We start from the raw sequence: 13,273 nt of genomic DNA on the forward strand, positions 1-13,273 counted from the left end.
TCGGCGATGACCGGATTTTTGCGCGCGGCGTGCCCCGGGGGCGTGCCGGGGGGGGGCGCTTGCCGGAACGCGGGAGCGCGGCCCGTCCTGCGAGCGCGCGGCCAATTCCCTTTGTGCCAATCCGATTCTCTCATAACATCGCGGCAATTGATTTAGATCGTCTTCATTTCGAAAGGATGTGCCATGCGTGCATTTCATTTTGGCCTTGCCGTTGTCCTGTCTTTTCTTGTCCTCTGCCTGGTCCAGGCCAGCCCGGTGGCCGCGCAATCCGGCGGCACGGGGATGGGGCGTCTTGCAGGATTTCTGCCGGCCACGGGGCAGGACGATGCCTGGCGATACACCAACAATGGCGACGGTTTCGAAATCGCGAATACCGGCAATCCGCAGGCGATCACGTATTTCTACGTGGGCCCGGAGCCCGACACCGAGGGGCGGCGGCGGGTCGATGTGGAGCTCGAGCTTCATCCCGACAGCGCAGGCTCTGCCGGGGTGCTTTACGGTCTCAACGAGCGGAGGGACCGCTATCACATGATAACGCTAGACGCGCGAGGCACGGTGCGGGTGTTCCGGCGCGACGGCGACGGGGTCCGGCCCCTGGTCGAGATGTCCAGCGACGCGTTCCGGCAGGGCACGGCGAACCGGCTGACCGTCGCGGAGGACGGGAACGAGATCACCTATCTTCTCAATGGCACGTCGCTTGGGTCGCTCGGCGGAGACCTCGTTGGCCATGGCAGTGTCGGCATCGCGGCGGAGGGCGATGTGCAGGCCCGCTTCACCGCGTTCTCGGATGCGGCTGCCAGCCCTCAACCGGGCGCTGCGAACCAGACCACGACCGGCGCCGGTGCGGAAACCACCGGGGCGGCGGCCCTGCCCGAAGACGGGCTGGAAATGCGGCGCGTTCAGATCCTCGACAGCAACGGGCCGACGGGGCAGGGGGTCTTGGCCTACGAGACGCTTGTGCCCGCCGGCTGGGACACGCAGGGCGGCGTGCAATGGAGCCATTCGGATGGCCAGGGGGGCTGTTTCACGGGCGCCGCGCTGATGTGGGGGGCGGGCACGCAGGACCAGGCCTATGGGCTTGCCTACATGAACCCGCTGAGCTGGGGCGTGTCGTCCTATGGTCCGGTGAGCTACATGTGCCTGGGCCAGGACCTGACCGATGCCGAGATGGCGGCGCGGGCCTATTTTCCGGCTATCTCGCCCCTCATGCAGGTCACGATCCAGAACGTGGACCGCCCGCCGGAACTGAAGCCCCTGGTCGAGCTGATCGAACAGCAGTGGCGCGCCAGCTGGCCGGAGACGGCCAAGGCGTGGGCGGACGGGGTCGTGATCCGGGCGCATGTGCGGACCCAGCAGCGCGAGAACGACGCCTATTTCGTGGTGATCACCAAACACGCCGAGGCGAATTACGATGGCGCGATCTTTCGCGACGGGCGGACGGCGCTCGTGATGGGGGTGTTCACCCCCGTGGGCAAACTGGACGAAGGGCATCCCGGCTTTGCCCCCATCCTGAACAACCTGCGGGTCAATCCGCAGTGGAAGCAGCTGGAACGGCAGTGGTGGGCCACCAGACTGCGCCAGCCGCGCCCGGCCGGGGGTGGCGGTGTGGCCGGGGCCGATACCTCGATCGGGGACATGATGTTCGAAAGCTGGAAACGGCGCGAAGGCATGAAGGATGCGGGCCACGCCAAGTCGATCAACGGCATCTGGGAAGTCCAGCCGTGGCAGACGCCCTCGGGCGGGACCGTGTTGCTGAACCAGAACTACAACTACGCGTGGGAATTGCAGAACGGGGCGATCATCCTGACCAACAACGCCAATTTCAACCCGATGGAGGCGTATAACCAGACCGGGCAGCAGATGCAGCGGAACTGACGCGGCCCCGCGCCTCGGGCCGGTCCATCGCGATGCCGCGCAAATCGACGATGGTGTTGCCTGTCGCGCGCCCGTTCTTGGAATTTATTACGGATCGCGGCGTCTGCGTCCAGCAGGCCGCGATCATTCGGTCTCGAGGCGAAACTTGAGAAACCGTGCCCCGTCGTAGTCGACCTGGCCGACGGGCACGGCCCCCAGTCGGTCGAGCGCCGCCAGCTTCTTTCGAGACGGCGGCAGCAGGAAGGTCACGAAGGGGATGCGGTGATCGGACCGGGCGAAGGCGAGGGCCTGCGCCGTGATGCGCCGGCCGAGGCCGAAGGCGTCCGGCTTCAGGACCAGTCCGAAATCCCACTCGTCGCCTTCTTTCTGAAAACCGCCCCAGCCGACATAGCGGTCGTTGTGCAGGATCGCCCAGTGGCCGAGCCCGTCACGGGCCCAGCACGCCTCCTTTGCTGCCACGAAGCGCGCCACGGTTGCGGCATTCCATGCGGTTGTCAGGAGGGGCATATGGTCCGCCATCCGTGGGTTGGACATGTGCCTCTCGATCTCGGTTGGCTCTATTTCCGGCAAACGGGCGAATGTGATCTGGCCGTTCAAACTGGGGTCTTTGGTGTCCACCATGAGGTGATTTGTCCTGTGAACGCGCGCGGCGTGCGGGCCATCGCCACGTGACAGGCCGCGCGCCGGGACGCGCGACCTTTTGAATTCGTCGGAAACGGGTCTGGCCCTTGCGGGCCTTGGGTTACAGGATCTTCTGGCCGGTCTTTTCCCAGTCCGCGAGGAAGGCGTCCAGCCCCTTGTCGGTCAGCGGGTGCGCGGCCATTTTCTTGATCACGTCCGGCGGCGCGGTCATCACGTCGGCGCCCACGAGGGCCGATTGGGTGGCGTGGTTCACCGTGCGAATCGAGGCGGCGAGGATCTGCGTCTCGTAGCCGTAATTGTCATAGATCGTGCGGATGTCGCCAATGAGGTCCATGCCGTCGAGGTTGATGTCATCCAGACGCCCGATGAAGGGCGAGATGAACGTGGCCCCGGCCTTGGCCGCCAGCAGTGCCTGGTTGGCCGAAAAGCAGAGCGTGACGTTGACCATGTTGCCTTCGCCGGCGAGGACCCTGCACGCCTTCAGGCCGTCCCAGGTGAGCGGGACCTTCACCGTGATGTTGTCGGCGATCTTGGCGAGCTTGCGGCCTTCCTCGATCATCTGGTCGGCTTCGAGGGCGACGACCTCGGCGGAGACGGGGCCTTCGACGATGCCGCAGATTTCCTTGGTCACTTCGAGGATGTCGCGGCCCGATTTGAGGATCAGCGAGGGGTTGGTGGTGACGCCGTCGACCATGCCCAGGTCGTTCAGTTCCTTGATGGCGTCGACGTCGGCGGTGTCTACGAAGAATTTCATCTCGAAAGGCCCTCTCTTGGCCGCGTTGGGGTTTCCTGTCGGATGCTTTACCTCATAAGGTATGCGCCCGAAACCCCCCGTCCCGGGCCTGACCCGGGACCTCGTGACGAAGGTCGCCGTTCTTGACGTATTCCGGTGCAAGTTTTTTCGAAACCGGCCAGCTGGTGGGCGTTCTGACGACCCAGCCGCTGGGCCGGGTGCTGGATTACAAGGCGCCGGAGGGGGGGTGCCACCTGGGGGCGTTCGTGGAGGTGCCGCTGGGGCCGCGCAAGGTGCTGGGCGTGGTCTGGGGCGCGGGGGCCGGGGATTATGACCTGTCGAAGATTCGGTCGGTCATCCGGGTGCTGGACGCGGCGCCGATGCGCGAGGAGTTGCAGGCGTTCATCGCGAAGGCCGCAGATTACACGCTGACGCCGCTGCCCGCGATGCTGCGGCTGGCGACGCGCGCGCCGGGGCTGGGCGACCCGCCGTCGATGCAGAAGATCTATCGGCTGGGCGAGGGGCGGCCCGATCGCGACACCGAGGCGCGGCGCAAGGTGATCGCGGTGCTGGAGGAATACGGCGGGCTGGGGTTCACCCTGAAGGAAGTGAGCGACATGGCCGGGGTGACGTCCTCGGTCGTGAAGGGGCTGGTGAAGCAGGGGGTTGTCCGGGAAGAGGACACGCCGCGCGATGCGCCGTTCCCGAGGCTCGATCCGGGAAGACCGGGCGCGGAACTGACCGAGGACCAGTCGGCGGCGGCCGAGGCGCTGCGCGCGGGGCTGCGCGAGGGCGTGTTCGGGACGACCCTGCTGCGCGGTGTCACCGGGTCGGGCAAGACGGAGGTGTACCTGGAGGCGGTGGCGGAGTGCATCGCGCAAGGGCGACAGGCGCTGGTGCTGTTGCCGGAGATCGCGCTGACCTCGGAATTCCTGACGCGGGTGCAGGCGCGGTTCGGGGTGAAGCCGGCCGAGTGGCATTCGGGCGTGACCATGACCGAGCGGCGGCGGATCTGGAAGATGGTGGGACAGGGGCAGTGCCAGCTGGTGGTGGGCGCGCGGTCGGCGTTGTTCCTGCCGTTTAGGGACCTGGGGCTGATCGTCGTGGATGAGGAGCACGACACCTCCTACAAGCAGGAGGACGGGGTGCTCTACAATGCGCGCGACATGGCGGTGCTGCGCGGCAGCCTGTGTGCGGCGCAGGTGGTGCTGGCCTCGGCGACGCCGAGCCTGGAGACCTGGGCCAACGCGCAAGCCGGAAAGTACCGGCGGCTGGATTTGACGGCGCGGTTCGGACCGGCGGTGATGCCGGACCTGCGCGCGGTGGACATGCGCGACGAGCGGCTGGCGAGCAACGCGTGGGTTTCACCCACCCTACGGGCGGCCGTCGAGGCGCGGCTGGAACGGGGCGAGCAGTCGCTCTTGTTCCTCAACCGGCGGGGTTATGCGCCGGTGACGATCTGCCGGGCCTGCGGGCACCAGGTGGGGTGCGATCATTGCGACGCGCGGATGGTGGAGCATCGGTTCCTGAAACGGCTGGTCTGTCACCAGTGCGGCGAGACCAAGCCGATGCCAGAGGCCTGCCCGGCCTGCGGCGTCGAGGGCAAGCTGGCCGCCGTGGGCCCCGGCGTGGAGCGGATGGCGGAAGAGGCGGTGGCGCTTTTCCCCGAGGCGCGGGTGGCGACGTTGAGTTCAGACATGTTCGGATCTGCGCGCGCCTTGAAGGCGCAGATCGAGGAGATCGCGGGCGGCGGGGCCGATATCATCGTGGGCACGCAGCTTGTGGCGAAGGGGCACAACTTTCCCAATCTCACATTGGTCGGCGTGATCGACGCCGATCTGGGCCTGCAGGGGTCGGATTTGCGCGCCGCCGAGCGGACGTTCCAGCTGATGCGGCAGGTGGCGGGCCGCGCGGGGCGGGCCGAGAAGGCCGGGGTGGCGCTGTTGCAGACGTTCCAGCCGGAGCATCCGGTGATCCGGGCCATTCTGACCGGCGACGAGGAAGGGTTCTGGCGCGCCGAGGCCGGGGAGCGGCAGCATGCGGGCGTGCCGCCCTTCGGGCGGATGGCGGGGATCATCCTGTCCTCGACCGACATGCAGGAGGCGTTCGATATCGGCAATGCGCTGGCGCGCAACGACGGCCCGATCCGGGCGGTGGGGGCGCAGGTGTTCGGCCCGGCTCCGGCGCCGATTGCGCGCGTGCGGGGGCGGCACCGGGTGCGCCTGTTGGTGAAGGCGCCGAAGGGCGTGGCCTTGCAAGGCGCGCTGGCGCAGTGGATCGCGCCGGTCAAGGGCTCGAGCCAGTTCCGGCTGGCGGTGGATATCGACCCGCAGAGTTTCATGTGAGCGTATCGCGGGAGGTCCCGGGTCAAGCCCGGGACGGGATTCCTGGTGCCGGGTGATCGCCAGCCCGGGGCGCGGTCTGGCGATCGCGCGGCGGCGCAGCAAGCTGCGCCTTGATTCCGCGCGGATTGAAAATCATGCCGCCTGCGCGCCCACGCCCCGTTGATCGACCAGGAAATCCGTCACCATCGCACCGATCCACATCGAGAAGAGCGCCAGCCACGCGGTGCCGGCGAAGATCGACGCGCCGGTGACGCCGTTGCCGATGGAGCAGCCCCCGGCCAGCATCGCGCCGAAGCCCATCATCACCGCGCCGGTCATCATCCGGCGCATGTTGGCGGCATCCTCGAACCCCTGGAAGCGGAATTCGCGGGCATAGGAGGAGGCAAGGAAGCTGCCCAGGAAGACGCCCGGCACCAGGCCGATATCGAAGTTCAGCACCGGGTCCGAGACCAGCAAGAACATCAGCGTATTGGCCGAGGGGCCGCTGAACGTGGCGCTTGTCACCGCGACGGGCTCGAAGCTGACCGAGGCGAGCGCGAAGGTCGACACCCAGCCCACCGCCACGGCGAAACCCACCCCGGAGGCGAAGAGCAGGCGGGCGGCGCCGATGCGGTTGCGGCGCGAGACGACGAGGGCGAGTGCGGCAAAGCCGAGGCCGATCAGCAGGCCCCCATAGGAGGGCAGGCCGAGCGTGCTGAGCAGGTCCATGTTGTGGCCGCCCGACGTGATCCAGAGCGCGGCCAGCCGGGTGCGCAGGCCCGAGAGCATGCCCGACAGGCTCATTTGTGCCGCGACGGCAAAGACCAGGCCGGCGGTGATGGCGCGCAGGTTGCCGGTGGCCGCGAGCACCAGCAAACGGCCCGGACAGCCGCGCGCCAGCACCATGCCCGCGCCGAAGACCAGCCCGCCGATCACCGCGCCCGACCAGCTGCCGGGGATGGCCATCATGCGGGCATCGGACGCGCGAAAGAGGCCCAGGAGCTGCGCGCCCTGCACCCAGACCACGCCGGTGGAAAAGGTCAGGAACCAGACCGCGATGCGGTCGCCCATGCGGCCACGGGCGAATTCCACCGCCGCCGCGCGCAGGCAGAAGCGCGAGCGCTGCGCCGCGACGCCGAAGAGCACGCCGGTCAGAAGACCCAGGAGCGCCGCTGCCGGGGCCTCGTCGATCCATTCCACGAGGGCGAGAATGTCCATGACCCGTGCCTTTCCTTCCGCATCGGGTCATGCCACCGGCCCGGGCGCGCGGCCTTGATCCAGATCAGTCCGCGTATTTTTGCAGAGCCGTCTTGCGCGGGAGGGAATGGTCAAAGCCGGAAGATGGGCGTAAAGCATGCTCATGGCGAGGACATACCCCCTTGAACTGGCGCGCGAGCTGCCGCTCTGGAAGCGGCCCGTGGCGCTGCTCTTTCTGATGGCCGCGGCGATGCCGCTGGCCTTTGCGACGTGGTCGGCTCTGCTCAACAATTTCGTCATCGAGGCGGCGGGGTTCGACGGCTCGGATATCGGCTGGCTGCACACGGTGCGGGAAATCCCCGGTTTCCTGGCCATCGGGGTGATCGCCATCATCGTTTTCATGCGCGAGCAGACGCTGGCGCTGGTGTCGCTGATCCTGCTGGGCGTGGCCACGGCGATTACCGCATGGTTCCCGTCGCTGGGCGGGATCCTGACGATCACGATGCTGAGCTCGATCGGGTTTCACTATTTCGAGACGGTGAACCAGTCGTTGCAGCTGCAATGGCTGAAAAAGGAGCGCGCGCCGCAGATGCTGGGCTGGCTGCTGGCCGCCGGGTCGGGCACGACGCTGGTGGCCTACGTGCTGATCGTGATGACGTGGGAGACGCTGGATCTGAGCTACAACACCGTCTACATGATCGCGGGCGGGGCGACCGTGCTGATCGCGCTCTACTGCATCGTCGCGTTCCCGCAATTCGAGGCGCCCAATCCGCAGATCAAGAGAATGGTGCTGCGCCGGCGCTATTGGCTCTATTACGCGTTGCAATTCATGGCGGGTGCGCGGCGGCAGATCTTCATTGTCTTCGCCGGCTTCATGATGGTCGAGAAGTTCGGCTTCGAGGTGCACGAGGTCACGGCGCTCTACCTGATCAACCTGGTGGCCAACATGGTCTTCGCGCCGCTGATGGGCCGGGCGGTGCATGTGTTCGGAGAGCGGGCGACGCTGTTGTTCGAATACGCGGGGCTGGCGATCGTGTTCCTGCTGTATGGCGGCTTGTATTTCTTCGGCTGGGGCGTGGTTCTGGCGGCGACGCTCTACGTGGTGGACCACCTTCTGTTCGCGCTGGCGCTGGCGCTGAAGACCTATTTCCAGAAGATCGCCGATCCGGGCGATATCGCGCCCACGGCCGCCGTGGCGTTCACCATCAACCATATCGCCGCCGTGTTCCTGCCGGCCGCGCTGGGGTACCTGTGGCTGGTGTCGCCGGTGGCGGTGTTCGTGATGGCCGCCGCGATGGCGGGCGTGTCATTTATCCTTGCGATGCTTATTCCCCGTCACCCCGAACCGGGGTATGAGACGATCCTGACCGCCCGGGCGCCCGCCCCGGCGGAGTGATCTTTTCGCCAAGGGAGGCTCCATGCCCACATTCACCGCGTTGACGACCCTGCCCGGCAAGGCCCAGGCCGAAGCCCTGGGCGAGGCGCTGGAACGGCTGACACCCGAGCCCACGGGCGTGGGCGTGTTCGAGCTGGAGGACGGCTCGGGCCTGTGGGAAGTGGGCGGCTATTTCGAGGAGGCGCCGGATGCGGCCGGGCTGGCGCTGCTCGCGTCGATGCACGGGGCCAAGGATTTCACCGTGTCGGAACTGCCCGAGACGGACTGGGTCGCCAAGGTGAAGCGGGAGCTGACGCCGGTGGTGGCGGGGCGGTTCTTTGTGTACGGCAGCCATGACGCGGACAAGGTCCCCGAGGATGCGCTGCCGCTGTTGATCGAGGCGTCGATGGCGTTCGGCACCGGGCATCACGGCACGACGCTGGGCTGCCTGAAGGCGCTGGACCGGCTGAACGCGGACGCGGGCCCGCAGGACAGCGTGCTGGACCTGGGATGCGGCACGGCGGTGCTGGCGATGGCGGCGGCGCGGGTCTGGCCCGAGGCGACGATCCTGGCCAGCGACATCGACGCGGTGGCGGTCGAGGTGGCGGAGGTCAACGTGGCGGCCAACGACCTGGTGGGCCGGGTGAGTTGCCTGGAGGCCGAAGGGCTGGACCATCCGGGAATCGCCGGGGCCGCGCCGTTCGACCTGGTCTTCGCCAATATCCTCAAAGCCCCCCTGATCGCGCTGGCGCCGGGGATCACCGCGGCGCTGAAGCCGGGGGGCAGGGTGATTCTGTCCGGTATTTTGAACGAGCAGGCCGACGAGGTTGCGGCGGTCTATACCGAGGCTGGAAACAGTGTCGTGTCCCGAGACCAGATTGGTGAGTGGACGACGATAATGACCCGTAAAAGTGTCTGAAAAGGCTTGGAAAAATAGTCATATTAAGGCAGGTGCCCCACTTTTGCCATATTTCAAACCTAGTTTGATCATCAAGGGCCGGGGATGAGATACAGTAGGACACTGCCATGACCAACGCCACCAACACCTACCAGGGCTTCGACGCCCGACTGAAGAAAATCGACCGTAACCGCACCCGCCTTGCCAACGGCTATTCGGCCAAGGTGACCCGCGACGGCCTGATCGTTTTCCGCCCCAAGCGCCGGGCGCAGGGGTTTTCGGTTCGCGGTCTGGCGTTCCTGGTTCTGGGCGTGTTCCTGTTCAAGGGGATGATCCTCGCGCATCTCGGCGGCACGATCTATGACCAGCGAGTCGATGCGCTGAAATCCGGCACGGTGGTGGAACAGGCCGGTGCCTTCGTGATGCAGAAAGACACTGTTTCCGCAACCATCGCGCAATACCTGCGCCCCTTCGTGAAGTAACGATCAACGACGTCTGGCCTCTCAGCCCTCCAAAGACGCCTCTCTCGATACGAAAAGCCCTGCACGTTGGTCCGCGTGCAGGGCTTTTTGCTGTCCGGCGCAGGGAGGGGACGCCGGGCGGGCGGGATCCGCAATTAGCGGATCGCGCGTTCGATGTCGCCGCGCGACAGGCCGATATCGTCCAGTTCGCGGTCGCTCAGGCGGCTGAGCGCGTTGCGGGTGACGCGGGCGTCGTTCCAGGCGGAAACGGTGGCGAGAATGCGCGCGAAGATGGAGCCGAAATGGGCGCCGTGGTGCACGCTGCGGGTGTTGTCGATTGCAGCCATTGTCATGGTCCTTCGTATAAGTCGGTACGTTTGTTCTTCTGACGCTGCAGGTAGGGGGTTGCGCTGATTTGGACAACACGCATTTTCCGCATAGTCACTATGCAGGCGCTGCATGGGTGGATTTGCTTTAACGTCATGTTAATGCTGTATTTTTGATGGTCACATATTGTGCGCGTGGTCCCGGAGAGGCTGTGACATGCATACCGCGCAGGACTGGCCCGATCGCCCGGGGGCGTGGAAGGGCTTGGCGTATGTTCCCCTTTCGTGCTAGTGGCTTGGAAAACAATCAAGGGCGGGCAGTGCAGATGCGGGTCATCGGGATCGATCCGGGCCTACGCAACCTCGGGTGGGGCGTGATCGACATGGAGGGCAGCCGCCTGACCCATGTGGCCAACGGGGTTTGCCACGGCAATGGGGGCACGCTGGCCGAGCGGCTGTTGTCGTTGCACGGCCAACTTACGGATATCGTTGGAAAATACGCGCCCGGCGCGGCGGCGGTGGAACAGACCTTCGTCAACAAGGACGGGGCCGGCACGCTGAAGCTGGGCCAGGCGCGGGGCATTGCCCTGCTGGTGCCGGCGCAGTTCGGACTGGCGGTCGGCGAATATGCCCCCAACACGGTGAAGAAGACGGTGGTGGGCGTGGGCCATGCCGGCAAGGAGCAGGTGGCGCATATGGTGAAGGTGCAACTGCCGGGGGTCGAACTGGCCGGGGCGGATGCCGCCGACGCGCTGGCCATCGCCATCTGCCATGCGCATCACGGGGGCGCGCGGGCGCTGAAAGAGAAGGTGCGCGCATGATCGGGCGGATCGCGGGACGCATCGACTATCGCGCCGCCGATCACGTGCTGATCGACGTGAAGGGGGTTGGCTACCTGGTTTATTGCTCGGACCGGACGCTGGCGGCGCTGCCGGGGGCGGGCGAGCACGTGGCGCTTTATACCGACCTGCTGGTGCGCGAGGACCTGTTGCAACTGTATGGCTTCACGTCGCTGGTGGAGAAGGAATGGCACCGCCTGCTGATGAGCGTGCAGGGGATCGGGGCGAAGGCGTCGCTGGCGATCCTGGGCACGCTGGGGCCGGATGGCGTGGGGCGCGCGATTGCGCTGGGCGACGTGAACGCGGTGAAGGCGGCCAAGGGGATCGGCCCCAAGACGGCGCAGCGCGTGGTGATCGAGCTGAAGGACAAGGCGCCGGAGGTGATGGCGATGGGCGCGAGCGCGCCGGTGCCCGCGCCGGAGGGGCCCGCCGACGACGAGGTGATCGAAGCGCCAGCGGGCAAGGCGCCACCCCCGAAGGCCCCGAATGGCGCGGCACAGGCCGAGGCGCTGTCGGCGCTGACCAACCTCGGCTACGGCCCCGGCGAGGCGGCGGGCGCGGTGGCGCAGGCGGCGGGCGAGATGCCCGACGCGGCGACGGCCGACCTCATCCGCGCCGCGCTGAAGCTGCTGGCGCCGAAGGGATGAGGGAGGTGCTCACCTTCAACGACATCCTGGATTGGTCGGATATCGACGTCGCCGGCGTGTCATTGATGCTTCACAACACGACTGCGCAGCCTTTACGCTCCATGTTGCCGTATCTGGCGCATGAGCGACGTGATCTATTCGAGCCTTACATGCGCTTGCATTCGGATCAGGCGGGCGCGGCGTTAAAGAACAGGCCGAATGTCGCCGTGTTCATACCCATCCGGGAAGGGTGTTTCCTGTTCGAGGGGCTGTATGCTGTGTCCGGCTGGCACATGCGACCGACGCGCGAGATATACGCTGACCCGGCCTACCAGGAAATCGCGGCGACGTTTGGTGATCCGGCGACAGATCCTGAGACCAATATTGCGCGCCGGGATCAGCAAGAAGTATTTCAGCTACGTCTCGAAGACTCGATGCAGAGTTTGCGCGGCCGGATAATCGTGGGCTCGCCGGGGGGGCGAAATTACGTGAGGATCGCCGCAAATACACCGCTCGAAATCGTGGCGATTTCAGACTCTCATCAATTGGTCGCGCCACCCCCGGGCTGGCGCGAGTTCTTGGTGACGGGGGCGTTCCTGCGCGCGCTTCCAACTGCTTGGGCTGATCTGCTAAGGCAGTGGAGGGGGATTTACCTGATCACGGACCAGGCGGACGGGGCGCGATACGTTGGCTCGGCTTATGGGAATGACAACCTGCTGGGTCGTTGGCAGACGCATGTGCGCAGAGAGCGCGGTGTGACGGCTGAACTAAGGCACCGAGATCCTCTGAATTTTCAGTTTTCGATCCTGGAACGGGTGTCGCCGGATGCGCCGGTTGAAGAGGTGACATCTCTGGAGCAGAATTGGATGCGACGTCTCGACACCAAGCAACATGGTCTGAATTCATGACCGAGCCTGACCCCACCTTGCGCCCCGAGGCGCTGCCCGAGGATGTGGACCGCGCGCTCAGGCCGCAGGCGCTGGCGGATTTCATCGGGCAGGCCGAGGCGCGGGCCAACCTGAAGGTGTTCATCCAGTCGGCCCGGCAGCGGGGCGAGGCGATGGATCACACGCTGTTTCACGGCCCCCCCGGCCTGGGCAAGACGACGCTGGCGCAGATCATGGCGCGCGAGCTCGGCGTGGGGTTTCGCATGACCTCCGGCCCGGTGCTGGCCAAGGCGGGCGACCTGGCGGCGATCCTGACCAACCTCGAGGCCAATGACGTTCTCTTCATCGACGAGATCCACCGGCTGAACCCGGCGGTGGAAGAGGTGCTGTATCCGGCGATGGAGGATTTCGAGCTGGACCTGGTGATCGGCGAAGGCCCGGCGGCGCGGACGGTGCGGATCGAATTGCAGCCCTTCACGCTGGTGGGGGCGACGACGCGGCTGGGCCTGCTGACGACGCCCTTGCGGGATCGGTTCGGGATCCCCACGCGGCTGCAATTCTATACCGAGGACGAGTTGCACGAGATCGTGACGCGCAATGCGCAGAAGCTGGGCGTTCCGGCGGAAGCGCAGGGCGCGCGGGAGATCGCGCGGCGGGCGAGGGGGACGCCGCGTGTGGCGGGGCGGCTCTTGCGGCGCGTGGTGGATTTCGCCGTGGTCGAGGGCGACGGGCGGATCACGCAAGGCCTGGCGGATAGTGCTTTGACCCGGCTGGGCGTGGATGGGTTGGGCCTTGACGGGGCCGACCGGCGGTATCTGCGGCTTATCGCCGAGGCCTATCAGGGCGGGCCGGTGGGGATCGAGACGCTGAGTGCGGCGCTGAGCGAGAGCCGAGACGCGCTGGAAGAGGTGATCGAGCCGTTCCTGCTCCAGCAGGGGCTGATCCAGCGCACGCCGCGGGGGCGGATGCTGGCGGCGCGGGCCTGGGCGCATCTGGGGATGGCGGCACCCAGGGCGGCGGGGTCGGGTGACCTGTTCGGCAAGTAGCGCCAGAAGAGTTTTGTGCCTTCGGCGAGGATATTTGTCGCCAG

Annotated in this window: 13 protein-coding genes; 9 read left to right on the forward strand and 4 right to left on the reverse strand. The window is 66.4% G+C overall.

Translation table 11 applies throughout. The annotated features are described in order from the left end of the window. The first annotated feature begins 183 nt into the window (after nt 1-183). Nucleotides 184-1,875: a hypothetical protein gene (locus KUV49_RS06390; protein ID WP_222449221.1), complete on the forward strand. Its 1,692-nt coding sequence runs from the start codon at nt 184-186 to the stop codon at nt 1,873-1,875. A 123-nt stretch (nt 1,876-1,998) separates the two neighbouring features. On the opposite strand, the gene KUV49_RS06395 is transcribed toward KUV49_RS06390, so the two are convergent. Together KUV49_RS06395 and fsa are read right to left on the reverse strand one after the other, a co-directional pair. Beyond that, complete coding sequence (locus tag KUV49_RS06395; RefSeq protein ID WP_261391066.1) at nt 1,999-2,409, reverse strand: hypothetical protein; 411 nt, start codon at nt 2,407-2,409, stop codon at nt 1,999-2,001. Between the two features lie 208 nt (nt 2,410-2,617). Next, nucleotides 2,618-3,271 (reverse strand): fructose-6-phosphate aldolase, encoded by a 654-nt coding sequence (gene fsa, locus KUV49_RS06400; RefSeq protein WP_222449223.1) that lies wholly within the window; start codon nt 3,269-3,271, stop codon nt 2,618-2,620. A 122-nt stretch (nt 3,272-3,393) separates the two neighbouring features. Between fsa and KUV49_RS06405 the strand changes: the two genes are divergently transcribed. Next, nucleotides 3,394-5,595, forward strand: a complete 2,202-nt coding sequence (locus KUV49_RS06405) for a primosomal protein N' (RefSeq protein WP_222449224.1) — start codon at nt 3,394-3,396, stop codon at nt 5,593-5,595. 132 nt (nt 5,596-5,727) lie between these two features. On the opposite strand, the gene KUV49_RS06410 is transcribed toward KUV49_RS06405, so the two are convergent. Further along, a complete protein-coding gene (locus KUV49_RS06410) occupies nt 5,728-6,792 on the reverse strand; it encodes a YeeE/YedE family protein (RefSeq protein ID WP_222449225.1) in 1,065 nt (354 codons plus the stop codon). Between the two features lie 142 nt (nt 6,793-6,934). Between KUV49_RS06410 and KUV49_RS06415 the strand changes: the two genes are divergently transcribed. The 3 genes from KUV49_RS06415 (at nt 6,935) to KUV49_RS06425 (ending at nt 9,526) form a co-directional block, all read left to right on the forward strand. After that, nucleotides 6,935-8,167: an MFS transporter gene (locus KUV49_RS06415; protein WP_222449226.1), complete on the forward strand. Its 1,233-nt coding sequence runs from the start codon at nt 6,935-6,937 to the stop codon at nt 8,165-8,167. A gap of 22 nt (nt 8,168-8,189) precedes the next feature. Beyond that, nucleotides 8,190-9,065 (forward strand): 50S ribosomal protein L11 methyltransferase, encoded by an 876-nt coding sequence (locus tag KUV49_RS06420; RefSeq protein ID WP_222449227.1) that lies wholly within the window; start codon nt 8,190-8,192, stop codon nt 9,063-9,065. A gap of 107 nt (nt 9,066-9,172) precedes the next feature. Next, complete coding sequence (locus tag KUV49_RS06425) at nt 9,173-9,526, forward strand: hypothetical protein (protein WP_152491424.1); 354 nt, start codon at nt 9,173-9,175, stop codon at nt 9,524-9,526. 134 nt (nt 9,527-9,660) lie between these two features. Here the strand turns inward: KUV49_RS06425 and KUV49_RS06430 are convergent, their stop codons facing one another. Further along, complete coding sequence (locus KUV49_RS06430; protein ID WP_152491425.1) at nt 9,661-9,852, reverse strand: DUF1127 domain-containing protein; 192 nt, start codon at nt 9,850-9,852, stop codon at nt 9,661-9,663. A 305-nt stretch (nt 9,853-10,157) separates the two neighbouring features. On the opposite strand from KUV49_RS06430, the gene ruvC reads away from it, so the two are divergent. The 4 genes from ruvC to ruvB are packed head-to-tail and all read left to right on the forward strand — an operon-like array spanning nt 10,158 to nt 13,229. Beyond that, nucleotides 10,158-10,652 (forward strand): crossover junction endodeoxyribonuclease RuvC, encoded by a 495-nt coding sequence (gene ruvC, locus KUV49_RS06435; protein ID WP_222450912.1) that lies wholly within the window; start codon nt 10,158-10,160, stop codon nt 10,650-10,652. Then, nucleotides 10,649-11,317 carry a Holliday junction branch migration protein RuvA gene (gene ruvA, locus KUV49_RS06440; protein ID WP_222449228.1) on the forward strand — a complete coding sequence of 223 codons (669 nt, stop codon included), beginning with the start codon at nt 10,649-10,651 and terminating at the stop codon, nt 11,315-11,317. The genes ruvC and ruvA overlap by 4 nt, the downstream gene beginning before the upstream one ends. A 5-nt stretch (nt 11,318-11,322) precedes the next feature. Then, the gene (locus KUV49_RS21630) at nt 11,323-12,204 is read left to right on the forward strand and encodes a GIY-YIG nuclease family protein (RefSeq protein ID WP_222449229.1); all 882 of its coding nucleotides are present in this window, start codon (nt 11,323-11,325) and stop codon (nt 12,202-12,204) included. Further along, entirely contained in the window at nt 12,201-13,229 is a 1,029-nt protein-coding gene (gene ruvB, locus KUV49_RS06450; protein ID WP_222449230.1) for a Holliday junction branch migration DNA helicase RuvB, read from the forward strand. The genes KUV49_RS21630 and ruvB overlap by 4 nt, the downstream gene beginning before the upstream one ends. The last annotated feature ends 44 nt before the right edge of the window (nt 13,230-13,273 follow it).

Source organism: Roseovarius atlanticus (assembly GCF_019802205.1).
Taxonomy (GTDB): domain Bacteria; phylum Pseudomonadota; class Alphaproteobacteria; order Rhodobacterales; family Rhodobacteraceae; genus Roseovarius; species Roseovarius atlanticus_A.